The organism is Pectobacterium sp. S5, assembly GCF_051707265.1.
GTDB lineage: Bacteria > Pseudomonadota > Gammaproteobacteria > Enterobacterales > Enterobacteriaceae > Pectobacterium > Pectobacterium polare.
The window spans coordinates 412,169-437,370 of the sequence record NZ_JAULSZ010000001.1; the positions used below are offsets into that span (position 1 = coordinate 412,169).

The 25,202-nt window shown below is 52.2% G+C and carries 19 protein-coding genes; 9 read left to right on the top strand and 10 right to left on the bottom strand.

The window, feature by feature from the left end; genetic code table 11:
• Positions 1-57 precede the first annotated feature (57 nt).
• Positions 58-999 (top strand): LysR family transcriptional regulator, encoded by a 942-nt coding sequence (locus QWJ20_RS01895; protein WP_433991712.1) that lies wholly within the window; start codon positions 58-60, stop codon positions 997-999.
• Here QWJ20_RS01895 and QWJ20_RS01900 read toward each other — a convergent pair.
• The 6 genes from QWJ20_RS01900 to lrp all read right to left on the bottom strand — a co-directional run bounded on the left by QWJ20_RS01900 (position 985) and on the right by lrp (position 10,154).
• Complete coding sequence (locus QWJ20_RS01900) at positions 985-2,139, bottom strand: MFS transporter (protein WP_249715763.1); 1,155 nt, start codon at positions 2,137-2,139, stop codon at positions 985-987. The genes QWJ20_RS01895 and QWJ20_RS01900 overlap by 15 nt on opposite strands.
• A 321-nt stretch (positions 2,140-2,460) precedes the next feature.
• On the bottom strand, positions 2,461-3,756 hold the full coding sequence (gene serS / locus QWJ20_RS01905; protein ID WP_010277199.1) for a serine--tRNA ligase: 1,296 nt from the start codon (positions 3,754-3,756) through the stop codon (positions 2,461-2,463).
• Between the two features lie 103 nt (positions 3,757-3,859).
• Complete coding sequence (locus QWJ20_RS01910; protein WP_433992369.1) at positions 3,860-5,203, bottom strand: replication-associated recombination protein A; 1,344 nt, start codon at positions 5,201-5,203, stop codon at positions 3,860-3,862.
• A gap of 7 nt (positions 5,204-5,210) precedes the next feature.
• Positions 5,211-5,822, bottom strand: coding sequence for an outer membrane lipoprotein chaperone LolA (gene lolA, locus QWJ20_RS01915; protein WP_433991713.1), 612 nt, complete (start codon positions 5,820-5,822; stop codon positions 5,211-5,213).
• A 249-nt stretch (positions 5,823-6,071) separates the two neighbouring features.
• A complete protein-coding gene (locus tag QWJ20_RS01920; protein ID WP_433991714.1) occupies positions 6,072-9,545 on the bottom strand; it encodes a DNA translocase FtsK 4TM domain-containing protein in 3,474 nt (1,157 codons plus the stop codon).
• A 114-nt stretch (positions 9,546-9,659) separates the two neighbouring features.
• Positions 9,660-10,154: a leucine-responsive transcriptional regulator Lrp gene (lrp, locus tag QWJ20_RS01925; protein ID WP_010277211.1), complete on the bottom strand. Its 495-nt coding sequence runs from the start codon at positions 10,152-10,154 to the stop codon at positions 9,660-9,662.
• A gap of 584 nt (positions 10,155-10,738) precedes the next feature.
• Between lrp and trxB the strand changes: the two genes are divergently transcribed.
• The 6 genes from trxB (at position 10,739) to QWJ20_RS01955 (ending at position 18,110) form a co-directional block, all read left to right on the top strand.
• Positions 10,739-11,701, top strand: coding sequence for a thioredoxin-disulfide reductase (gene trxB / locus QWJ20_RS01930; RefSeq protein WP_010277214.1), 963 nt, complete (start codon positions 10,739-10,741; stop codon positions 11,699-11,701).
• A gap of 237 nt (positions 11,702-11,938) precedes the next feature.
• The gene (gene cydD, locus QWJ20_RS01935; protein ID WP_039468949.1) at positions 11,939-13,705 is read left to right on the top strand and encodes a heme ABC transporter permease/ATP-binding protein CydD; all 1,767 of its coding nucleotides are present in this window, start codon (positions 11,939-11,941) and stop codon (positions 13,703-13,705) included.
• A complete protein-coding gene (gene cydC, locus QWJ20_RS01940; RefSeq protein WP_289362609.1) occupies positions 13,705-15,444 on the top strand; it encodes a heme ABC transporter ATP-binding protein/permease CydC in 1,740 nt (579 codons plus the stop codon). Before cydD ends, cydC begins: the two co-directional genes overlap by 1 nt.
• 34 nt (positions 15,445-15,478) lie before the next feature.
• A complete protein-coding gene (gene aat, locus QWJ20_RS01945; protein ID WP_433991715.1) occupies positions 15,479-16,183 on the top strand; it encodes a leucyl/phenylalanyl-tRNA--protein transferase in 705 nt (234 codons plus the stop codon).
• 112 nt (positions 16,184-16,295) lie between these two features.
• Positions 16,296-16,514: a translation initiation factor IF-1 gene (gene infA, locus QWJ20_RS01950; protein ID WP_002211347.1), complete on the top strand. Its 219-nt coding sequence runs from the start codon at positions 16,296-16,298 to the stop codon at positions 16,512-16,514.
• A 150-nt stretch (positions 16,515-16,664) separates the two neighbouring features.
• Positions 16,665-18,110 carry a PLP-dependent aminotransferase family protein gene (locus QWJ20_RS01955; RefSeq protein WP_433991716.1) on the top strand — a complete coding sequence of 482 codons (1,446 nt, stop codon included), beginning with the start codon at positions 16,665-16,667 and terminating at the stop codon, positions 18,108-18,110.
• Here the strand turns inward: QWJ20_RS01955 and QWJ20_RS01960 are convergent, their stop codons facing one another.
• The 3 genes from QWJ20_RS01960 to clpS all read right to left on the bottom strand — a co-directional run bounded on the left by QWJ20_RS01960 (position 18,111) and on the right by clpS (position 21,451).
• Positions 18,111-18,590, bottom strand: coding sequence for a carboxymuconolactone decarboxylase family protein (locus QWJ20_RS01960; protein WP_010306367.1), 480 nt, complete (start codon positions 18,588-18,590; stop codon positions 18,111-18,113).
• A 237-nt stretch (positions 18,591-18,827) separates the two neighbouring features.
• The gene (clpA, locus tag QWJ20_RS01965) at positions 18,828-21,101 is read right to left on the bottom strand and encodes an ATP-dependent Clp protease ATP-binding subunit ClpA (RefSeq protein ID WP_010277232.1); all 2,274 of its coding nucleotides are present in this window, start codon (positions 21,099-21,101) and stop codon (positions 18,828-18,830) included.
• Positions 21,102-21,130: 29 nt separating this feature from the next.
• Entirely contained in the window at positions 21,131-21,451 is a 321-nt protein-coding gene (gene clpS / locus QWJ20_RS01970; RefSeq protein ID WP_005967385.1) for an ATP-dependent Clp protease adapter ClpS, read from the bottom strand.
• Between the two features lie 422 nt (positions 21,452-21,873).
• Here clpS and cspD point away from each other — a divergent pair, with 422 nt between their 5' ends.
• Entirely contained in the window at positions 21,874-22,095 is a 222-nt protein-coding gene (gene cspD / locus QWJ20_RS01975; protein WP_010277240.1) for a cold shock-like protein CspD, read from the top strand.
• 114 nt (positions 22,096-22,209) lie between these two features.
• On the opposite strand, the gene QWJ20_RS01980 is transcribed toward cspD, so the two are convergent.
• On the bottom strand, positions 22,210-23,874 hold the full coding sequence (locus QWJ20_RS01980; RefSeq protein WP_433991717.1) for an ATP-dependent endonuclease: 1,665 nt from the start codon (positions 23,872-23,874) through the stop codon (positions 22,210-22,212).
• Between the two features lie 313 nt (positions 23,875-24,187).
• Here QWJ20_RS01980 and QWJ20_RS01985 point away from each other — a divergent pair, with 313 nt between their 5' ends.
• Positions 24,188-25,087 carry a lysine exporter LysO family protein gene (locus QWJ20_RS01985; protein WP_433991718.1) on the top strand — a complete coding sequence of 300 codons (900 nt, stop codon included), beginning with the start codon at positions 24,188-24,190 and terminating at the stop codon, positions 25,085-25,087.
• Positions 25,088-25,202 lie beyond the last annotated feature (115 nt).

A 25,202-nucleotide genomic window follows, 5' to 3' on the forward strand; every position in this document is an offset into this window, starting at 1 on the left:
ATACAGATATATTTTGATGTTAACATTCAGATATGTAATGTATGCGAAGGACATGCTATGCGCTTAGATAAACTGGAGATTCGCTGGTTAAAGCTTTTTTGTAAAATTGTTGAAAAACAAGGAATTACTAACGCGCAAGTCGCAACAGGCTTAAGCCAGCCCGTGTTGAGTCACTATCTGTCTCGCCTTGAGGATACACTCGGGCTAGTCCTGTGTGAACGAGGACGTGGAGGGTTCGCTCTCACGACGGAAGGCGAAGTGGTCTATCAGGAAGCCAAATCGGTTATCGCCACGCTGGACGACTTTGCAAATCGGTTAGCAAGGATCAAGCATCAGCTCATTGGTGAAGCTCGTGTTGGCTGTTTGGATAACACCGTCACTCACCCTGCTAAAGTTATCTCCAACGCGATTGGGAAACTGTATGCCCAAAGCCCTGACGTTGCCGTCGAGCTGGAAATCGGTGATTACACACCGCTGATGGAGCGTTTGAAAAATGGGCATATCGACATTATTCTGAGCGTCTTACCGGACGATGTCCCACCAGACATCTATTTCCAGCCTGTTTTTGTTGAAAAAAGCTATTTTTATTCCACATCGGAAAATGCGGCAAGAATAGAAAAAGAATGGCGTGACGGAACACTTAACCCAAACAGATTGCTTATTGGCGGTCATGCATTGCATGAAATTAGTAAACAGTTAGGCCCAGTAGCAAAGAAAGGTTTGCAAAATACTGCCTGGAACGTAGAAGGCAGTTTACTGCTCTTACTGGCTGGCACACATGTTGGTTTCCTTCCCGATCACTATGCCGCCAAATGGGTTGAAAATGGGCAGCTCACAGCAATTTCACCGGAAAAACTCATGCTAACAAGCATATTTTATCTGGTGCGAAACGCGAAACAGCGCCTTAGCCCAGTAGCTGAAGCGCTGTGGAATAATATGGTAGAAGCTGGACAAAGTTCGCTTGCCAGCCTTGATGCCGCTAGCTCAAGCAGCAGCTAATGGCGTTGGGTGGTGATCGGCCTTTCTGAGCAACAACATCAGGTAGATCATGGCAACAACAGCGATCAGAACAAACAGCAATCGATCTGAGTAGCTCTGCATCAATACCGCAGCAACGCTTGGTCCGCAAAGACTGCCAAGCGTATAGCTGAGGAGCAGCGCCTGATTCATCGCGACCAGTTCGTCAGGGCGCACTTTTTCACATGCCCAAGACATAGCAACGGGATACAGCGTAAACCCTGCACATCCCAGCAGGAACAGCGATGGTGCCATGGCATAGTGGCTAATACTTAGCATGGCAATACAGCCAATAATCACCACAAAGACTAATACCCGCAGAACCAGCAATCGGCCATAACGATCGGCCATACGTCCGACAGGCCATTGACCGATAATCCCAGAGCTGATCAGCAGCGCCATCCAGTATCCAACCTGCGCATCATTCATCCCCTGATGAGAGAGGTACAGCGGCATCAGGCCATACAGCGATCCTAAAATCGCGCCGGAAATAATACAGCCGTGAACGCCTAAACGGGCACTGCGATACGTCAGCATTTTCCACATATTGATATGCTTTTCTTGCTGCTCTGGCGGTGTAGGAAGACGAGTAAACAGCAGTGGTAATACGGCCAAAGTCACTAGCGCAACCATCCACGGCAGCACGCCCAACAACGCAGCTGGCAATACGCCAAGCAGAAGCTGTCCAATCACGCTACCGAGATAATAAGCGATCATATAAGCAGCCAGCAGTTGCCCTCTCTGCGTCGGTGTTCCGCTACATAATAAAGCGCTTTCAACCACGACCCAGATTAATGCACAGCCGATACCGGCAAGGAAGCGCCAGAATAACCAACTGCCGATATCCCCAGAAATACCGAGACCAACAATCGCGATACCAAATAATAAAGCCGCGAAATAATAGCTACGGTTAAATCCATAAAGTTTGATTAACTTACCGGCTAATAGCGTACCAACTAGATTGCCGCCGAAGTAGGATGACCCAACAAGGCCAACCTGCCAGACAGGAAGAGATTGATAACTCAGCCACAGTGGTACCAGGGTATTTAATACCGCAATACAAACCGTCAGCAGCAAAAGTCCGCAGAGCAATAACAGCACTGGGCGGGAATAAGCAGACATAGCGAAGTGGATAACCAAACAACCGGAGAAGAGTGAGCGCATCATGCCACTGCGTATATAAAAGTCAATCCGGGCAAAAAGTGCTAAAAGTCCTTTCCCAAATTATGGATTGAAAGAATTCATCAACGTCCACAGCAAGGCAGTCACGCTTAAAAGCGGGGCACTGTTACTTCGCTGATTTCAAATCATTTTTAACTTAAAATTTAAGTCGAATGAGTTGTTTAAGATAGAGAAGCTATTTTTACGATGAAAAAATATTACCGAACAGGAGGCGTAAAAAAAGCGCCTTTAAACGGGCGCTTTTTTTCAGGTCATCGGCGATTAACCAATAAATTCCAGACCGCCCATATACGGACGCAACACTTCTGGAACTTCAATACGGCCATCAGCCTGCTGGTAGTTTTCCAGAACAGCAACCAGTGTACGACCAACTGCCAGACCAGAACCGTTCAACGTGTGAACCAATCGAGTCTTCTTGTCGGACTTGCTACGGCAGCGAGCCTGCATACGACGCGCCTGGAAATCCCACATGTTTGAGCAAGAGGAGATTTCGCGGTACGTATCCTGCGCCGGCAGCCAGACTTCCAGATCGTAAGTTTTGGTGGAGCCAAAGCCCATATCACCCGTACACAGCAAGACCTTACGATACGGTAATTTCAGCAGTTGCAGCACGGTTTCAGCGTGAGTCGTTAATTCTTCCAGCGCCTGCATGGAATCTTCAGGGCGGACGATTTGTACCAGTTCAACCTTGTCAAACTGGTGCATACGAATCAACCCACGCGTATCGCGACCATACGAGCCCGCTTCTGAACGGAAGCACGGCGTGTGTGCAGTCATTTTCAACGGTAAAGATTCTTCATCAAGAATCTCGTCACGCACCAGGTTGGTCAGCGGAACTTCAGCCGTCGGAATCAGCGCATAGCTGCTGCTTTCCGCTTCTTCGCTCAGCGGAGTGGTATGGAACAGGTCTTCACCAAACTTAGGCAACTGTCCCGTACCGTATAGCGTAGCGTGGTTGACCAAATAAGGAACATACGCTTCCTGATAGCCATGCTGCTGTGTGTGCAAATCCAGCATGAACTGGGCAAGCGCACGGTGCAGACGGGCAATCTGCCCTTTCATCACGACAAAACGCGCACCGGTTAATTTCACCGCAGCGGCAAAATCCAGCCCGGCAGCCATCTCTCCGAGTTCAACATGATCGCGTACGGGGAAATCGTACTTACGTGGCTCACCCCAGCGAGTCACTTCCTGGTTCTGCGTGTCGTCCTTGCCAAGCGGCACAGAGTCATCCGGCAGGTTCGGGATCGTTAATGCCAGATCGCGAATTTCATTCTGCAACTGATCCAGCTCGGCTTTCGCGGCATCCAGTTTTTCGCCTAATGTGTTAACTTCACGACGCAAAGGCTCGATATCTTCACCGCGTGCTTTCGCTGCACCAATCTCTTTCGATCGGGAGTTACGCTCTGCCTGCAGGTTTTCAGTTTCTACCTGCAATACTTTACGACGTTCTTCCTGCTTACGCAGGGTCTCAACATCCAGCTTAAAGCCTCTGCGAGCCAGTAACTTTTCGGCGACTGCGTCTAGCTCATTACGCAGTAAATTGGGATCGAGCATGCTAATCCTGTGCTTATGATTATCAAATGAAATGGTGGCGTACACGGCGCGCTACGCGGCCGGTTTCAGAAAATACCGCAATAACCTTACCGCAACGCTTAGTTCAACGGTAGCGTTTTGTCGGGCTATTTTGATCCTGAGTGGCAAGCCAGGCGAGCTTTTCACCAATTTTACCCTCAAGGCCGCGTGAGGTCGGCGCGTAATAGTGCGTATCGGCCATTTCCGGCGGAAAATAGCTCTCGCCAGCGGCATAGGCATTAGGTTCATTGTGTGCGTACCGATACTCTGCGCCGAGCCCCATTTCCTTCATCAATCGGGTAGGCGCATTGCGCAAATGCTCAGGAACATCATAGTCTGGCTTCTCGCGCGCATCCTGCATCGCGGCTTTAAATGCGCTATACACGGCGTTACTTTTAGGGGCACAGGCCAGATAAACAATCGCCTGAGCAATGGCGCGCTCCCCTTCTGCGGGGCCGACACGAGTGAAACAATCCCAGGCGGAGATAGCCACCTGCATAGCACGCGGGTCGGCGTTGCCAACATCCTCCGATGCAATCGCCAACAGCCGTCGGGCAACATACAGCGGGTCGCCGCCGGCGGTAATGATTCTGGCGTACCAATAAAGCGCCGCGTCCGGCGAGGAACCCCTTACCGATTTATGCAACGCCGAAATCAGGTCGTAATAGCGGTCGCCTTTGTTATCAAAGCGGGCACTACGCTCACCAGCGATTTCGTTGAGGAGTGCTGGCGTCAGAACACGCATACCCTCCCCGTCGATTTCCGCCATGTCGGCCATCATTTCCAGACTATTCAGCGCACGTCTGGCATCGCCGTTAACCAATTCGGCCAGCATCCGCGCGGTTTCGGCAGACAGAACAATATTCTGTCCGCCATATCCTCGCTCGCTGTCGCTCATTGCCTGCTGCAAGACCTGCTCGATATCTTCTGCCGTCAGCGCTTTTAGCAAATAGACGCGGGCGCGAGATAACAAGGCGGAATTGAGTTCGAAAGAGGGGTTTTCGGTTGTCGCACCAATGAAGGTGATCGTTCCATCTTCGATATGTGGCAGAAACGCATCCTGCTGACTTTTGTTGAAACGATGGACTTCATCGACAAACAAAATAGTGCGGCGCCCCGCATTGCGATTTTGTCGGGCACGCTCAATCGCTTCGCGAATTTCTTTGATGCCGGACGTCACAGCAGAAATACGTTCAACATCAGCCTGCCCGTAATGCCCAATCAGTTCTGCCAGCGTGGTTTTTCCCGTTCCTGGCGGCCCCCAGAGAATCATTGAGTGCAGTTGCCCTGCCTCAATGGCTCGTGGCAGAGGCTTACCGGCCCCTAACAGGTGCTGTTGACCGATATACTGTGCCAATGTCGCAGGCCGCATACGCGCGGCCAGCGGTTGGAATTCATTATGGGAAAAATCAAGGGACAGGTTGCTCACTCTGGCCTCACTGACGCTGGTCATCCAGCGTGACGCCTTTCGGCGGTGTGAACGTGAATTGCGCGGCATCAACAGCGCCGTTTTGCTGGTTTTTCAGCACATAAGTGCTCCGCTGCCCGTCTTGTTCCGTCGCGGTAAACTGTTTGATTGTGCCGCTTGTCGTCACATTAATCGCAAACTGCTTCAGATTGCCGCTCGCTGACTTCGGCGTCAGCTCAAAATCATCGCCTTTCTGGCGCACATCGTATTTATTCCAGTCGCTGGCATCGTTACGCGTAATCAGAATGAACGGCGTATTGCCTGTCGCATCTTTCAGCCAGGTTGCCGTGACTTGCTCAACAAACGGATTATAGAACCAAAGCGTTTTGCCGTCAGAAATCAACGTACTTTCGTCAGGTGAGATAGTTTTCCAGTTAAATAAGTTCGGGCGTTTCAACCAAAGTTCGCCTTCCCCTTCCTGCACCGCTGCGCCGTCAGCACTGGTGACTTTCTGGCTAAAATTGGCGTGGAAACTGTTTACTTTATTGAGGCGACCCTGCAAATCTTTTGCCGCGTCCGCATAGACAGCGGTTGAGGTAACACCTGCAATCAGGCAACTGATAGCTAACCACTTTTTCATACGCATAATCCTTTGAATTTCTTAATATAACTAACCTTCATCTATCGAGGTCAGGCGCGTTGTATAGCACCAATGTTCTTTACAGATCGGGGTTATTCGTCGAGCTACGTTATCTATAGATCTATGTTATCTGAACCCACTCGGACGGTGATAGGTGAATTATCTGCTTATTGCCGCTTTTACGCTTCTTTGCATAAGGGCTGCTCGCGCAGCCCTTATCGTGGAGTGACGTCAATCAGTACCGCGTGCTTATTCCATTGATGGCGGAGCCAATACTTCGCGGTTACCGTTGTGCCCTGGAGAGCTGACGATACCCTGCGCCTCCATTTGCTCAACGATTCGCGCGGCACGGTTATAGCCGATTCGGAACTGACGCTGGACGCCCGAGATGGATGCACGACGCTTATCGACCACAAACTCTACCGCCTGATCGAACAGCGGATCGAGTTCTTCATCGCCATCAAGACCGAGGCTTCCGCCTTCAGCATCGTCGCCACCGCTGACAATATTATCGATATATTGAGGGCGACCGCGCGCTTTCCAGTCCTGAACGACGGCGTGAACTTCCTCATCGCGCACAAAAGCACCATGAACACGGACAGGTATCGAGGAGTTAGGTGCCATATACAGCATATCCCCCATCCCCAATAGTGACTCTGCTCCCCCTTGATCGAGGATAGTTCGTGAGTCGATCTTGCTGGAAACGGTAAACGCGATACGCGTCGGAATGTTCGCTTTGATCAATCCGGTGATAACATCAACCGAAGGACGCTGCGTCGCCAGCACCAAGTGAATCCCCGCAGCACGCGCTTTTTGTGCCAGTCGGGCAATCAGTTCTTCAACTTTCTTACCCACCGCCATCATCAGGTCAGCAAATTCATCGACCATAACAACAATATACGGCAGTTTTTCCAGCACTGGCGGCGTCATATCCATGCTGTCACCCGGCTTCCAGAACGGATCGGGAATCGGACGCCCCATCGCATTTGCCGTCATCACCCGTTCGTTGTATCCCGCCAGATTACGCACACCAAGCGCCGACATCAGCTTGTAGCGACGTTCCATTTCACCGACACACCAGCGCAGCGCATTGGCCGCATCCTTCATGTCAGTGACAACTTCCGTCAACAAATGCGGAATGCCTTCGTACACCGAGAGTTCCAGCATTTTCGGGTCGATCATGATAAAGCGTACGTCTTCCGGCGTGGCTTTATACAACATACTGATGATCATGGCATTGACGCCGACCGATTTACCCGACCCCGTCGTACCAGCAACCAGCAGGTGTGGCATTTTCGCTAAATCGGCAACGACAGGTTCGCCCGCAATATCTTTACCCAACACAATCGACAGCGGCGATGGATTATCACGGAACTGATCGCAATCCAGCACTTCTCGCAGATAAACCGTCTGGCGATGCGCATTAGGCAACTCCAGCCCGACGTACGGTCGGCCGGGAATAACCTCAACAATACGCACCGCGACAACTGACAGTGAACGTGCCAAATCGCGCGACAGATTCGAGATACGTGCTGCTTTAACACCCGGAGCCAGATCCAATTCGAACCGTGTGATCACCGGCCCTGGAGAGTGATCGACCACATCGGCTTTTACCCGGAAATCAGCCAGACGCGCTTCAATCAGTCGCGCCGTCTGTTCCAGTGCAAAATTATCAACAGGCGCCTCGCTAGCCGGCGGTGGCGTCAACAAATCCAACGTTGGCAGCGGCGTAGTCGGCTTCTGCAGCGGTTGTTCATTACGCATCAGGAACGGGTGAATCAAGCCATCCATTGCTGGATGATGCGTTGGTGTTGCCACCGTTTCCTGTTTCGCGGCCTCAACAGACGCTGACGTTGGTTGCGCTGGCTGACTAAACGTCAGCGGGTTGTGCTCATCCTCGTCGTCCTCATCTTCACCAGCATGCATCGGCGGAAGCTCGGGTTCAGAACGGTAGGACGGCGGTGTATACGTGGACTCGCTGAACGTAGTCGGTTCAGGCTCGCGCTCACTCTCCGCGCTAAACGGCGAGAATGAAAAAGCGTTATGCGATGTGACAGGATTTGGCTGAACAGGCGCACTGACCGCAGGCGGTGCTATCGGAGCAGGAATTTCCTCATCGCGCTGCAATGCGCTGGCGTCATAACGTGACTGCTGCTGTGCCGCGAAATCTCTGGCTAGCTGCGCTTGCAGAAGCGCGTCTTCATCGTCTTCCTGTAACGGGTATTCCTCTCCGTAACGCTGGCGTTGCTGATCCAGATACGCTTGCTGCAATGCGGCTTCCTGCTGGGCGATATCATCCGGTGTCTCTTCCTGATACACGTCATTCGCCACTTCCGCTTCTTCGCTACCGTTCTGCGCCTGCAGCCTTGCTTGCTCTTCAGCCAGCCGCTGCGACGGCAGTTTTATTCCGTATGACGCCAGCTCGCGGCGAGTAGGGATACGTACAGGATTAGGACGTGGCAGTTCAGGCCCTACGCCGCGTTTAATCTGCGGGTTATCATCCCCATCGGCACTGAACGCCGGCATAAAGGTGTTATTCGCGTCGAAATCCGTATCGCGTGCCGGTTGTGGCGGCTCAGCAAACGGCTGAGCCACAGGTGCCGTAACAATCGGTGGGACGGCACTCTCTCCGTAACTATTTCCGTAAGGTGCATACGCACTGCTATGGCGTTCAGGCGAGCTTGCGATCTCTGGCATTACCGCTGGCGTTTCAGGGATTTCAAACGAATACAGCGGCGGATTTAGCGACGGCATCGAATCAATCGCGGACGGAGTAACAGGCGGCACAATGCCAGCCGATGAACCAGAGAATGCTGACCCTGGTAATGCTGAATCAGACGCTGCCACATCAGACAATGTTGACCCTGCCACCGACGTTTCAGCGGAGAGAGCCGGTTGTGTCGCTGTCGGTGCGTTCCCAGTTAACGGTGATGACGCTTCTATCTTATTGTCTGCCGTCGTGTCGTTTACCGCATCAGCCACGGAAGGCGCAGAAAACAGAACATCATCGTCATCACGCTGTTGTGTGACTGCCTCACCCGACGCCTCATCGTGACGCAGATTAAGCGCATCGCGCTCATCCTCTTCACGATAGTCCTCGTCGCGGCGTGAACGGTTTGACATAAACGTCAGGCAACCCAAGACACCCGCGCCAATTTTTTCAGCAATCGTTAACCATGACCAGCCGGTAAACAGCGTTAACCCTGCCCCCCACACGCACAGCAGAATCAGCGTAGCGCCCATGCTGTTGAAACGCGGGATCATTGAGCTGCTCAACAGGCTTCCCAACACACCACCGGAAGCAAAATAGTAGAGATCGTCAATATTCAACGCAGCCAAACCACAAGAGGTCAGGATCAGCGCCAATGTCCCAATCAGGCGAAGTGAAAAGGTAAAGTAGTCAATAGTCTGGTTGTTATCACGCTGGCGGAAAGCGACCCAGCACAGGGATAACATAATCGGTGGAATGGCATAGGCCAGCACACCAAAAATGAAGAACAGCGTATCCGCCAGCCATGCACCTGCTACACCACCGAGGTTGTGAATAGGTTCATGCCATGCAGTCTGTGACCAACTGGGGTCGGAGGGGCTGAAACTGAGTAGTGCGACACTAAGATAAACCGCAAAAAGTGCCACAACGATTAAAATCGCTTCAAGCAAACGACGTGTTCCACTGAGCTTTTTCAGGGTAACGTCTTTATCTTCTGTATATTCCTGGCTCAAGAGTCTCTCCAGGGGCCTGTAAGGTTTATGACAAAGCGCCGAGAAAACCCGGCGCTGGGACTGTATAAATTCACAGGAGTGTAGCTGAATTTATCGGGTTTTGCACCCACACGTTTATCGCGTCTTAATAACCAGACGGTTGCTTTGCTTCACTTCTTCCATCACCACGTAGGTACGGGTGTCGTTTACGCCCGGCAAACGCAGCAGCGTTTCACCCAGGAGCTTACGGTAAGCGGACATGTCTGGCACACGCGTTTTCAACAGGTAGTCAAAATCACCGGAAACCAGATGACACTCCTGAATTTCTTCCAGCTTCTGCACCGCAGCATTGAACTGTTCAAACACATCAGGCGCGCCGCGGTTTAGCGTTATTTCAACAAAAACCAGCAGTGACGCATCCAGATAATGCGGGTTTAGCAGCGCTGTGTAGCCGTTAATGAAGCCCTGTCTTTCCAGACGACGTACACGTTCCAGACAAGGCGTTGGCGACAGCCCAACACGTTTGGAAAGCTCGACATTGGAAATACGTCCATCTTTTTGCAATTCGTTCAGGATGTTACGATCAATACGATCGAGATCTTTGCCTGGCCGTTTTTTAGTGTCTACCATTATTATTGTCTCTCTTCACTTTTCCCTGCACCCGCTTTACCCCGATAGACCTCATGTATCAGAGCTACCCTTAAAGAAGACACGCTGCCCATTTTGTATATCAACAGTCATTAACTTCTCGTTCTCGCCCCACGTATTGCTCACCCGCGAAAAGACCATCACGTCATATCCGTGGCCCAAAGGCCTACTACCTGCGCAAAAACGAATAAAAAGCCGAGCTTTTAACTGTTCACATACAAAAAATTTCCTCTTACCCAGATGTTTTCGCAAATGCACAGCCGATTGTCAAAGCAAAACAACGAAAATCAGAAGAAACTGCCAGATTGGATAAGCCAGAGCCATTCTCTGAGGTGACTTCAATCATTTTACTTATGAATGTGGCTGATTTTTCAGCAATTTGTCATCCTCATCGTCATTAACGATTAAACAAATAGCCAGCAACTTTTCTGCATACTTTTTTTACTCTTGTAATTTCCTTACAATCGTTCGCATTGTCCGTGGTAGAGACTGTTCGTAGTAAGGAAGCGGGTTTGTTGTAGAAACCGTTATATGAACATTATCCGCCGTCATGAAATGAGGAAAGCATGGGTACTGTTAAACATCACAAGTTATTGATTCTGGGTTCAGGCCCCGCTGGCTACACTGCCGCTGTTTATGCTGCACGGGCGAATTTACAGCCAGTATTAATCACGGGTATGGAAAAAGGCGGTCAGCTGACGACCACGACCGAAGTAGAAAATTGGCCGGGTGATGCCGATGATTTAACTGGCCCGCTGTTAATGGAGCGTATGCATGCACACGCGACCAAATTTAATACCGAAGTGATCTTCGATCATATTGAACGTGTTGATTTACAGAACCGTCCCTTCCGTTTATTCGGCGATAGCGCCGAGTACACCTGTGACGCGCTGATCATTGCCACGGGGGCATCGGCTCGTTATCTCGGTCTGCCGTCTGAAGACGCGTTTAAAGGCAAAGGGGTTTCTGCCTGCGCAACTTGTGACGGGTTCTTCTACCGTAACCAGAAAGTCGCCGTAGTTGGCGGCGGGAATACCGCAGTAGAAGAAGCTTTGTATTTGTCTAACATCGCTGCGGAAGTCCATTTGATCCACCGCCGCGAGACGTTCCGTTCAGAGAAAATTCTGATCGACCGTCTGATGGACAAAGTTAAAAACGGCAACATCATCCTGCATACCAACCGTACGCTGGACGAAGTGCTGGGCGATGACATGGGTGTAACCGGTGTCCGTATCCGCGATACGCAGAGCGACGCGGCCGAAGAACTGGAGCTGGCTGGCGTGTTTATCGCTATCGGCCATAGTCCGAATACCGCAGTGTTCGGCGGTCAGTTGGAACTGGAAAACGGTTATATCAAAGTGCAGTCCGGTATTCACGGCAACGCGACACAAACCAGCATTCCTGGCGTCTTTGCCGCAGGCGACGTCATGGATCACATCTACCGTCAGGCCATTACCTCCGCAGGTACCGGCTGTATGGCAGCACTGGATGCCGAACGTTACCTTGACGGGCTGACCGTCAACAAGTAATTCGCTGCTGATAACGGAGCGGCAACAGCCGTTCCGTTTTCTTTATCTCTGGTTTGCCTTCCGCAACACAAAATTGATCGCCTCCCCCATTTCCCCTCTCCTTTTCGTTTGCAGCGCGTCCCTGTCGCGGTAACATGGCGTCATTCTGCGTGATAGAAGATAATTTTGTTAACTAACAGTTACATGAGAGTTATTTTCTGTTAAGTCCATTTCTGCAATATAACGAACTGGTGCCTGATGAAAAAAACCAGACAGCAAGAACTGACCGCCTGGCTGAAACAACAGAGTAAGCTGGCGCAACGTTGGCTACGAATTTCACTACTGCTTGGGTTCCTGAGCGGTGCGTTAATCGTGGCGCAAGCCTGGCTGTTAGCTACGCTGCTTCATGCCTTGATCATTGAGCATGCGACTCGCGAATCTTTGCTCTCCCCTTTCCTGCTGCTGATTGCCACATTTATTCTGCGCGCGCTCAACAGTGTGTTACGCGAGCGTGTTGGTTTTCTTTGCGGACAAGCCGTTCGACAGCAAATTCGTAAGCTGGTACTGGATCGATTGCAACAGCTCGGCCCTGCCTGGGTACAGGGCAAACCCGCCGGCAGTTGGGCAACGATGATTCTTGAGCAGGTTGATGATATGCAGGATTATTACGCCCGCTACCTGCCGCAGATGTATCTTGCCGCACTGATCCCACTGCTTATCTTAATCACGATTTTCCCACTCAACTGGGCTGCTGGCCTGATTTTGTTTCTAACCGCTCCGCTTATCCCGCTTTTTATGGCGCTGGTTGGCATGGGCGCGGCAGATGCCAACCGACGCAACTTTCTGGCGCTGGCACGCCTGAGCGGACACTTCCTCGATCGCCTGCGCGGGATGGAAACGCTACGTCTGTTCCATCGTGGTAAGGCTGAAACCGAACAAATCCGTCATGCTTCCGAAGATTTCCGTAGTCGTACGATGGAAGTGCTACGCATGGCGTTTCTCTCCTCGGGCGTACTGGAGTTTTTCGCCTCCATTTCGATTGCCGTTGTCGCCGTTTATTTCGGTTTCTCTTATCTCGGGGAGCTGGATTTTGGTCATTACGGCATGGGAGTGACGCTCTTCGCCGGCTTCCTCGTATTGATTCTGGCACCGGAATTCTTTCAGCCTTTACGCGATTTGGGCACCTTCTATCATGCCAAGGCTCAGGCTATCGGGGCAGCGGAATCACTGGTGACTTTTTTGTCAGAAGAAGGCGAAACCGTCGGCTTTGGCACACATGAATTCAGCAGCAATACCGCCATTGCTATCCGAGCGGAAGACCTGGTTGTCCTCGCGCCGAACGGCACGCCGCTGACCCAACCGTTGACGTTCGATATTCGCGCAGGTGAACGTATCGCGCTGGTCGGCCTCAGCGGAGCCGGGAAAAGCTCACTGCTTAATGTATTGCTGGGATTCCTGCCCTACCGCGGTTCACTCACCGTCAACGGTCAGGCATTGAACACGCTGACGCCTGAATCATGGCGTAAGCAGTTAAGCTGGGTCGGACAAAATCCTCACTTGCCGGAACAGACGCTGCGCAGCAATATTCTGCTAGGTAATCCGCAGGCCAGTCCTTTGGAATTGCAATATGCGATTGAGCACGCGTATGTACAGGAATTTTTACCGCAGCTCCCGCAAGGGCTGGAAACGACGATCGGTGACGGTGCAGCGCGCCTCTCCGTCGGACAGGCACAGCGCGTCGCCGTTGCCCGTGCGCTCATTCATCCTTGCAACTTACTGCTGCTGGATGAACCGTCAGCCAGCCTGGATGCCCATAGCGAGGAGCTGGTTATGACGGCGCTGAACGACGCGGCACGTTCGCAGACCACGCTGCTGGTCACGCATCAGCTCACCGAGATCGCCGAGTATGATGCAATTTGGGTCATGGACGGCGGCCGGTTAGTTCAACAGGGTGACTATCAAACACTCCGAGCCGAAGCAGGTCCCTTCGCGACGCTGCTGGCACAACGACAGGAGGCGCTGTAATGGCTCAGATGAAAACGATGCAGGTATTAAAACCGTTTCTCGCGCTTTATCGTCAGCACTTCTGGTATTTGAGTCTGGGCGTGGTATTAGCCATTGCGACGCTGCTGGCCAGCATTGGTCTACTCGCGCTATCCGGCTGGTTTCTCGCGGGTGCCGCACTGGCAGGGATCGTCGGGTTGCTCACCTTTAACTATATGCTGCCCGCCGCTGGCGTGCGGGGCGCAGCGATTGCACGTACGGCCGGACGCTACGGGGAAAGAGTCGTCAGCCACGATGCCACCTTCCGCGTTTTGCTGCGCCTGCGTGTTTTCACCTTTTCTCGCATCCTGCCGCTCTCGCCGGGGGGACTGGCGCAATTTCGTCAGGCTGAACTGCTAAACCGGCTCGTAGCGGACGTAGATACGCTCGACCACCTCTATCTCCGCGTGATTTCACCCATCGTCAGCGCTTTTGCCGTCATTCTTATCGTTTGCTATGGCCTGAGTTTCATTGATGCCTCGCTGGCTCTGACGCTGGGTGCCATCATGCTGGTACTGCTGCTGTGCCTGCCGATTGTCTTTTATCGTGCGGGAAACGGCATCGGACAGGATTTGACCGCGCTGCGTGCACAATACCGCCTTCAGTTAACGACCTGGCTGCAAGGTCAGGCGGAACTCACCGTCTTCGGCGCACTCAGTCGCGTCCGTCAACAGCTGGCTCTGGTGGAAATTAACTGGCTGCGCCGACAGCGTCAGCAGGCCAACCTTACCGGTCTGTCTCAGGCGGTGATGATTTTATGCAGCGGGCTGACCGTTACCCTGATTCTGTGGCTCGCAGCGGATGGGGTTGGCGGTAATCCGCAGCCCGGTGCGTTGATTGCGCTATTCGTGTTCGCCTCACTTGCTGCTTTTGAAGCACTGGCTCCCATCACGGTGGCCTTCCAGCATATGGGGCAAGTGATTGCCTCCGCTGCTCGGGTCGATCAAATCATTCGCCAGCCCGTTGACGTCACGTTCCCTGATCATGGACCAGAACCCTCACGTGAGGCGTCACTTGATGTCTCACATGTCGGTTTCACGTATCCCGGCCAGCCACAGCCCGTGTTGCAGAATATTACGCTTTCCATTCAACCGGGCGAGCATCTGGCGCTGCTGGGGCGTACCGGATGCGGGAAATCGACGCTATTGCAATTGCTGACCCGGGCATGGAATTGTGAATACGGAGAAATTACGCTGAATGGACATCCTCTTGCCGATTGGCGGGAAGACGATCTCCGCGCCATGATGAGCGTGGTGCCACAGCGCGTGCATATTTTCAGCGCAACACTGCGTGATAACCTGCTACTGGCCGCACCAGCCGCACGGGATGAAAAACTGGCTGAGGTATTACAGCAGGTTGGGTTAGAAAAACTGCTGGAAAACGAAGGGCTGAATGCCTGGCTGGGCGAAGGCGGTCGACAGCTGTCCGGTGGCGAGCAGCGCCGTATCGCGTTAGCACGCGCCTTATTGCATGACGCACCGCTCGTTTTATTGGATGAACCGACTGAAGGGTTGGATGCAGAAACCGAAAAGCGTATTCTGCAACTGCTCCGCCAGCACTGTGCCGATAAGACACTGATCGTCATCACTCACCGGCTATATGGTTTAGAATCGATGGATCGCATCTGTATTCTGGATGATGGCAAAGTGATCGAACAGGGGAGCCATCAGGACTTAATGGCACAACAAGGTCGTTATTGGCAGTTCCGCCAACACGTTTAGGGCAAACTCTGTTGAAATATAACGTTTGAAAAATATGCGTCTATACCAGCTTTCGCTTCAATCGCTTCAGTTCCCTGATCCGAATCATGCGCTAGATGACCCCAACGGCCTGCTGGCCGTTGGCGGCGACCTCTCCGTTGCCCGCCTAAAAGCCGCTTACCGACAGGGCATTTTCCCCTGGTTCTCTCCCGGTGAGCCGATCTTATGGTGGTCTCCAAATCCACGCGCGGTCCTGTTTCCTGGTGAACTCCATCTCAGCCGCAGCATGAAAAAATTTCTGAAGCGCCATACGTTTCATGCCACGCTGAATCAGGCCTTTGATGATGTCATTCACGCCTGCGCTCATGAGCACAATGACGGCACCTGGATTACGCCGAGCATTATCTCGGCTTATCGCCAGCTTCATCAGGCCGGAAAAGCGCACTCTGTCGAAGTGTGGCAGAATGGCGTACTGGTTGGTGGACTATATGGTATTGAACAAGGACGGTTATTTTGCGGCGAGTCGATGTTCAGCCGCACGGATAATGCGTCAAAATACGCGCTGCTGGCATTTCAACAGCATTTTATTCGCCACGGTGGTGAACTGATCGATTGTCAGGTGTTAAACGCCCATACGGCTTCTCTGGGCGTGAGTGAAATATCTCGCGATCGCTTTCTGCAACGGCTTTCTCAGTTTCAGGATCTTGATGTCGATGACGGCTGTTGGCGACCACAACCGCTCGCCGAACCGGCATTTTGACAGAGAAATCGGGTAAATAACGCCCCAAACGTGAACGCTTCTTTACATAATGTCGGTTTTTCGGCATTATCTTGCGGTTAAAAAATAAAGGTAGTTAGACCTAGAGGATTCGATGGCCAAAGAAGACAATATTGAAATGCAAGGCACCGTGCTTGATACGCTGCCCAACACCATGTTCCGCGTTGAATTGGAAAACGGGCACGTGGTTACCGCTCATATCTCCGGTAAAATGCGTAAAAACTATATCCGCATCCTGACGGGTGACAAAGTCACTGTAGAGTTAACCCCGTACGACCTGAGTAAAGGCCGCATTGTCTTCCGCAGCCGCTAACCGGTTCGCTCATCGCTGATCACAGCGATATATGAGGATGTGACTCCCTCCCCAGCCCTTCCCTTCATGGCAAGGGCTTTTGTTTTTTAAAAACAGTTTTTTGGGCCAACCGTTTTAAGGTCAACAGCCCGCTTGTCATGGATTCCCTATATGAAACCTGACTCTCCCCTCTTTTCCCCTCTTTCCTTTCAGGAGAGTACGCCGCTCTATCGTCAGCTTTACGAACGCGTGCGTCGGGCTATCAGCACAGGCCTATTGTCACCGGGTGACCGCCTGCCTTCCGCACGTATGCTGGCGAAAGAGCTTGGCGTCGCACGCGGAACGATAGAACAGGCTTACTCGTTGCTGATTGCCGAAGGTTATTTGCAGGCACGTGGGCAAGCAGGAACGCTGGTGAATCCCGATTTACCCTTAGCGCCAACTTTCGTTACCGATGCGACGGTATCGCCCTCAGCGCCAGACGATGAACAAAACATACTGTGGCGTCCATCGCAACTGTTGCCTTTTCAAATGGGCGTTCCCGCTTTTGACGCCTTTCCGCGCAAACTATGGGCTCGGCTGGGCGCACGTTATCTTCGCAGCATGCAGTTACCGGATTGGGATTACCCCGCACCTTATGGCTTGCCAGCGCTAAGAAACGCCATCGCCTCTTATCTGCAAGTGGCACGTGGCATTGACTGTACCGCCAGTCAGGTATTCATCACCTCAGGTTGGCGCACCAATTTACAACTCGCCGTTCTGGCCTTGCTGAAATCCGGGCAACGCGTCTGGGTTGAGGATCCCGGCTATCCCCCTACTCGCCAGTTGCTATCACAGTCTGGGTTATGTCCGGTTCCGGTAACAGTCGATCGTGAAGGGCTCAACGTGGAGCGCGGTATCGCGCTGGCGAATGATGCCAGTATGGCCGTTGTCACGCCCGCGCATCAAAGCCCCTTGTCGATGTCGCTGTCACTTCCTCGGCGACAGGCATTATTGCAGTGGGCAACCGAGCAGAATGCCTGGATAGTAGAGGATGATTATGATGGGGAATATCGCTACGTTAGTCGCCCACTTCCCGCGCTCGCCAGTCTGGATCGTCATGGTCGGGTTTTGTATGCGGGCACCTTCAGTAAGGTGTTATTTCCGGGGATTCGGTTGGCTTATTTGGTTGTACCACAGGCGCAGATTGCCACCTTTGAACACATCAGCCGAATATTCTTCGCTTCCGCATCGCCAACCATGACGCAATCTATCGTTGCCAGCTTCATCGCTGAAGGCCATTTTGCCCGGCACATTCAGCGTACACGACGCCTTTATGCAGAACGTCGCACCGCCACCATCGCTGCGCTACAAGGCATTTTAGGCGATCGCATACATATCGACGCGCAGCCGGGCGGCATGCATTTAGTGTTGCGCCTGCCGGATAGCATAAGCGATCGACGACTTGCCGACCGCTTGCTGGCTCAGGGGATTGCCGTTCAGCCGCTATCGCGTTGGGCGGTATCAGGAAACGGTGACAACGCACTACTCGCCAGTTTCACCAACTGCGCCACGATGGCAGAACCAGAGCGGCTGGCTACGTTGATTCTGGCCGAGCTTGAACAGCACGGGCGTTAATTAGCTCAGATTGGCTTTTTCCAGACCGTACAGCTTATCTGCGGAGCCGGGAACAACCTGAAACGCGACGCCCAAACGATTCCAGCCATTAATCGCGATAATCATGAAAGATAAGTCAGCCAGATCTTCTTCTGACAGCTGTTCGCGAACGCGCGTAAACACCTCGTCCGGTACGCCGTGCGGCGGAAGATGGGTCAATACTTCTGTCCACTCAAGTGCAGCACGCTCGCGCGGGGAGAAAAGCGGTGATTCACGCCAGACAGCCACATGATGCAGACGTAGTTCGCGCTCTCCATTAATTTTGGCTTCTTTAACGTGCATATCAACGCAAAATGCACAGCCGTTAAGCTGAGAGGCACGCAGCGTAACCAGATGGCCTATTTCAGCCAGAAATGGTTTCTTGTGCAGAATGTTATTGAACTCCAGATACTTCTTGGCAGCATCGGGAGACTTGCTGTAGTAATCAAGACGTTGGCTCATCGTTCACTCCAAAATGAGAAAGGGTTAAGGCGAAGAGAGACAGCCATATATCGAGTAACGCATAACAGGGCTGGCAGCTCGGTAGCCATGATTGTGCAAAATCTTGGCCTATCCGAAAAGATCCAAGAATCGTGTTTTTAACTGGGCCATAATGCAAAATAGCGCACCAAGATCAGTCTGCGGCCCAATAAAAAAAGGGATGCCTCAGCATCCCTCTTAGATAACACACGATATTGATTAATTAACGCTTTCTGCTTTTCGTTTCTGTGCGCTCTGGAAGCCGTACGTCAGCTGTTGCGTCTCTTTATCCAGTTCCACCGTAACAGAGCCACCGTCCACCAGCGAACCAAACAGCAGCTCGTTAGCCAGCGGTTTCTTAAGGCTTTCCTGCATCACGCGTGCCATTGGTCGCGCACCCATTGCTTTGTCGTAGCCTTTTTCTGCCAGCCAGTCGCGCGCTTCATCGCTCACTTCCAGCGAGACGCCTTTCGCATCCAGTTGCGCCTGAAGTTCTACGATAAACTTATCGACAACCTGCTGAATGACGTCAGTCGACAGATGGTTGAACCAGATAATGCCATCCAGACGGTTGCGGAACTCCGGCGTAAAGACCTTTTTGATCTCTTCCATCGCATCAGTGCTGTTGTCCTGATGGATAATACCAATGGATTTACGCTGTGTTTCCCGCACGCCTGCGTTGGTGGTCATGACAACAATGACATTGCGGAAATCCGCTTTACGGCCATTGTTGTCCGTCAGCGTACCGTTATCCATCACCTGCAACAGCAGGTTAAAGACGTCAGGATGCGCTTTTTCGATCTCATCCAACAGCAGCACCGCATGAGGATGCTTAATCACGGCATCCGTTAACAGACCGCCCTGATCGTAGCCCACATAGCCCGGAGGCGCGCCAATCAAGCGGCTGACCGTATGGCGTTCCATGTATTCGGACATATCAAAGCGCAGCAGTTCGATATCCAGCGCTTTGGCCAACTGTAACGTGACTTCCGTCTTACCCACACCGGTAGGACCAGCAAACAGGAAGGAACCAACCGGTTTACGCTCCTGACCCAACCCTGCACGACTCATCTTGATAGATTCGGACAGCGCTTCGATTGCCTTGTCCTGCCCAAACACCAGCATTTTCAGGCGATCGCTGAGGTTCTTCAGCACATCACGATCGCTGGCGGAGACGGTTTTTTCTGGAATACGGGCGATGCGGGCGACAACCGATTCGATGTCACTCACGTTGACCGTTTTCTTACGTTTGCTAACCGGCACCAGACGGCTGCGCGCGCCCGCTTCGTCGATCACATCAATCGCTTTATCCGGCAGGTGACGGTCATTAATGTATTTCACCGCCAGTTCTACCGCCGCACGAACCGCTTTCGACGTATAGCGAACGTCATGGTGAGCCTCATACTTCGGCTTCAGGCCATTAATGATTTGTATGGTTTCTTCCACGCTAGGTTCAGTGATATCGATTTTCTGGAAACGACGCGCCAGCGCCCGATCCTTTTCAAAGATATTGCTGAACTCCTGATAGGTGGTCGAACCGATAACGCGAATCTTGCCGCTGGAAAGCAGCGGTTTAATCAGATTAGCCGCATCAACCTGACCGCCGGACGCTGCACCCGCGCCGATAATCGTGTGGATTTCATCAATGAACAGAATGCTGTTTTTATCCTGTTCCAACTGCTTCAGCAGCGCCTTGAAGCGTTTTTCAAAGTCACCGCGGTATTTGGTGCCTGCCAGCAGCGCGCCGATGTCCAGCGAGTACAGCGTGCACTCCGCCATCACTTCCGGTACATCGCCCTGCACAATACGCCAGGCCAGCCCTTCAGCAATCGCCGTTTTACCGACGCCAGATTCGCCGACCAGCAGCGGGTTATTTTTACGGCGACGGCACAATACCTGAATCGTACGCTCCAGTTCCTTATCCCGGCCAATGAGCGGATCGATACCGCCAACGCGAGCCAGTTGATTCAGATTGGTGGTGAAGTTTTCCATACGATCTTCCCCTCCTGCCTGTTCTTCATTGACGGGACTTTCAGGGTTCGGCGCCTGATCGGATTCTTCTTTACGCGTGCCGTGGGAAATAAAGTTCACCACATCCAGACGGCTGACGTCATGCTTGCGCAGCAGGTAGGCGGCCTGAGATTCCTGTTCGCTAAAAATAGCGACCAGGACGTTGGCACCGGACACTTCGCTGCGGCCAGAGGACTGCACGTGGAAAACGGCACGTTGGAGTACGCGCTGGAAGCTGAGCGTGGGCTGAGTTTCGCGCTCGTCGTCACTCTGCGGTAATGTTGGTGTGGTTTGCTCAATGAACGCTTCCAGTTCCTGACGCAGCGCGGCTAAATCTACCGTGCAGGCTTCCAATGCTTCACGGGCGGCTGGGTTACTGAGCAGAGCCAACAGCAGGTGCTCCACGGTCATAAACTCGTGTCGGTGCTCACGCGCTCTGGCGAAAGCCATGTTGAGACTGAGTTCCAGTTCTTGATTGAGCATAGGCACCTCTCCCAATAAATCGCCTGACTTCAGGCTTTTTCCAGCGTACAGAGCAACGGGTGCTCATTTTCTCTGGCATAACGATTAACTTGTACGACCTTGGTCTCAGCCACTTCAGCGCTGAATACGCCACAAATCGCTTTACCCTGATAATGCACGGTTAACATAAGCTGTGTGGCACGTTCAATATCATAAGAAAAGAACTTTTGCAGAACGTCAATAACAAATTCCATCGGGGTGTAATCATCGTTATTCAACACCACGTTATACATGGAAGGCGGCTGCAATTTTTCTTTCTGTTTATCGGCGGTCAGGTTCTCAGATTGTGACCACGTACTGTTGTTTCCCATTCTCTATCCACATCATGTAACGAATATCGCGACTCACGACATTGGTCTGTTTATTCCTAATAGATCCGAGAAGCAGGAAGTAAGCGCCTGCGACTTGAAAGATGACGGGTATCTCTACATTTACAGTAGCACGTCTGCTTTTTATTTTACCACCTGAGGGATTAAATGGTTCCCGGAAAGCAAAATTCAAGGTCTGTAACCGATATCTTGATTACGCAACGCGATCGTGGGTTCATCAATAGCGTTATCTGCATCAAACTTTGACAAACTGCCCTCCTCCCCACGCGGTGGATCGCTTGACGCCGGGATCGATTTCACTAAAGTGTACGGATGAATTGATGGGGTTTTAATCAATTCGTATTCGTAGTAACCAAATAACCACACCTTACTGAAAAGAATACTCTTGCGAAGGATGTCAATGCATGGAGACAGGTACTGTTAAATGGTTCAATAATGCCAAAGGGTTTGGTTTTATCTGTCCAGAAGGGGGCGGTGACGATATCTTCGCGCACTACTCAACCATTCAAATGGATGGGTACCGGACTCTGAAAGCCGGACAGGTTGTCAGGTTTGATGTTCATCAAGGGCCGAAAGGCAATCATGCCTGCCTGATCGTCCCGCAAGTCGCCGAGGCCGCATCCTGACCCCTGCTACACCCTACACGTCTACTCAGAACACGCTACGCTAAACCGTAAAATGACTATAATGCGACAAATGCCGTTCGTTATATCGAACGGCATTTTTTTATATGTATCGCACTAATCCGCCCGCCCGCGGGCCAGCCACAGCACGCGGGAGAACATGCTGCGGATAAGCGGTGGGATTGCCTCGCTGCCCATCGCTGCGGCTTCCATCGCGACTTCAATCGCCAGGTCTGGCTTGGATGACCGGTGGATAGCCTTGATGATGATTTTATGCATCGAGAGTGGCACTTTTTCCGGCAACTGCGCGATGCGATGATAAACGTGGCTGAATCCCTCACGATACATGTAGTGTTCCATGTCCGATGCGGGCAAGACGGTCAAATGATCGCGTTCGCTCTCGTCCTGTACGGTTAACATGCTTTTCGCCGTTGCGGCATACTTTTTCCCCGCATCGTCGCCATCAACCAGCACATGCCATTCAATCCCCATACGACGTGCGAACCTCAGCAATGGCCGGAGCCCGGACTGGGCAAATTCAATCACTTTCACCCCTTCCGCCTCAAAATGATGTCCGCATTGGCGCGCCAGTTCATTCAGCATCCAAACTTCGGTTTCCCCTTCCACCAGCAGCCAGCAGCGGGCAAAGAGTGACGCGGGTCGATTCATACGAATGTGAAACGCAATGCGTCGGCTATCTTCCGCACTCATACCCTGACGACCAATACGGTATGTCGCCACCCGTGAGGATTCCCGCACCAAACGACACACCTGCTCCATCGGCACCAGCGACAGCAGCTCGCCTGAATTCGTTGTTGTGACCTTTTGGAGCGGCAACTGCACCAACAGCCCCCAGGCGACGGATAGCATAATCGGGTGCAGCCGGGTTTCCGGATCTTCAATCAGCAAGAGCGGACGCGCATGGGGATCCAACGCCACCGCCCCTTTCGCCTGTAACAGCGTAGAAAACAATTCCAGCAGGATAATTCGGCGACTGCGGCTATTAGGGTCGGCAATCAGGCGATTGATGTTATCCAGCGATCGCCACGATTTACCGTTATGCGTTCTCGCATGCCGATGATGGCGCCGGTCATTACCCGTGGCGTTCTGCTCGGAAAAATAGTGCTCCAGCAGTTGCCGCATCGCCACCAGCCCCTGACGCAGTTCTTTATCCGTCAGCTTCTGCGGATTTTGCACCAGCTCGCGCATCAGTTGCTCAAACTGCTGAGCCAACTTTTCATTGCTGTTATCTAACGTCGCGGCCAGCGTCCCGGAGCGCAAACGCCGCATAAAACGCGCATCACGCAGCCGCAGTACCGGATGCAGGCGGATAATTTCTCTGGCCAGTTCATCAATATCATCCAGCGGTATCGGGTGCCCGTCAGCGTCCAGAAAGCTACGCCAGGTGAAGACCGACTGGCTTTCGTCGACCTCACCTTCTAACCGATAAAAAACGCGGTATAGCGACGCTTCGCCCTCCACCCACACGGGGCTAAGCGAACGGTAGCGAGGGGATAAATGATGGCCAGGTGCCGTCTCGCAAAACGTGAAAATAACCTGAAGATGCTTTTCCCGACTATTTTCATCTCCCGGCGTGAAGTGAAAATCCTGCATATCAAAATGGTAAAGCGGCAACGTCGGTGCCAGCAGCAGCGAGAGCGCATCCAGCAGGCTTGATTTCCCCCAGGCGTTCTCACCAATCAGTACGTTGTTCTCGTCCAGCGTCAGCGACAGACGATTGATTCCCCGAAATCCCAGGATTTCAATACTTTCCAGATGCATCTTTCTCTCCTGTAGCAGCTGCCTGCGAGTTTCTGCTGCAAAAATGCTCAATGTATAGAATATCCTGCCAGACAGCGCTTTACTCACTCCGATAATTTGTTTAATTTTAATAGATTATCGTTTTTCTTCCCGCCAAGTGTAGCCGATGAATCCTACGATGTTGTCAACGAACGCACGGTTTGTCTTTCCGCTGTGTCGATGCCTATCGGGGTAGAACTGAAGAAGAAAAGCCTCATGGTTTAACGACGGGCCCCTGCCAATCCTAAAATACGGGTTAGCGCCGTTTTTCTCGCGTAAGGACATCAATTCTGTGATGTATTCAGGATTATTAATTATTTTATTACCGCTCATCATTGGCTATCTGGTACCGCTGCGCGGCAAAAAAGGATTACAGCGGGTTAACCAACTGCTGAGTTGGATGGTGTACGTTATTCTGTTTTTGATGGGCATAAGCCTGGCCTTTCTGGAAAATCTCAGCAGCAATTTGTTACTGATCTTCCGCTACACCGCCGTCTTCGCCTTCTGTATTGTCGCGGCAAACGGCATTGCCCTGTGGCTGTGGGAAAAACGCAGCGCGTGGCGTAGCAAGTACAAAGACGCCGCTCCGCCGTCCAGACTGCGAATGATCCTTGAATCGTTCAAACTCTGTGGCGTGGTATTCGGCGGCTTTTTGCTGGGCTTAACGCAATGGCCGGGATTCACCTACGCCAGTAAAGGCAGCGAATATGCCCTGATTTTCCTGCTCTTTCTGGTGGGCGTTCAACTGCGTAACAGCGGGATGACGCTGCGCCAAATCGTATTAAATCGTCGCGGTCTGGTCATCGCGCTCATCGTCGGTACCAGTGCGCTCGGTGGTGGCCTGCTGGCCGCGTGGATTTTGGGTCTGCCGCTAAAAACCGGTCTGGCGATGGCATCCGGCTATGGATGGTATTCACTGTCAGGCATTCTGCTCACCGATTCCCTCGGGCCCGTCATCGGCAGCACCGCGTTTTTCAACGATCTGACTCGTGAGCTACTGGCGATTATGCTGGTTCCCGTGCTAGCACAGCGTAATCGCTCCTGTGCATTAGGACTTTGCGGTGCAACCTCGATGGATTTCACGCTGCCCGTCTTGCAGCGCAGCGCGGGTATTGATGCGGTGCCTGCTGCCATCGTACATGGTTTCTTATTAAGCCTCGCGGCTCCCATATTGATGGCGTTATTTTCTTCATAAGCGCACACTGAACGCCGTTTTTCCCCTCGTTTATGGGCTGTGATTGAGAGTGATTTTCATTGCCCATCACCAAACTTGCGCTAAATCAAATTTACCTAAAGTTGCAGTAAAAAAG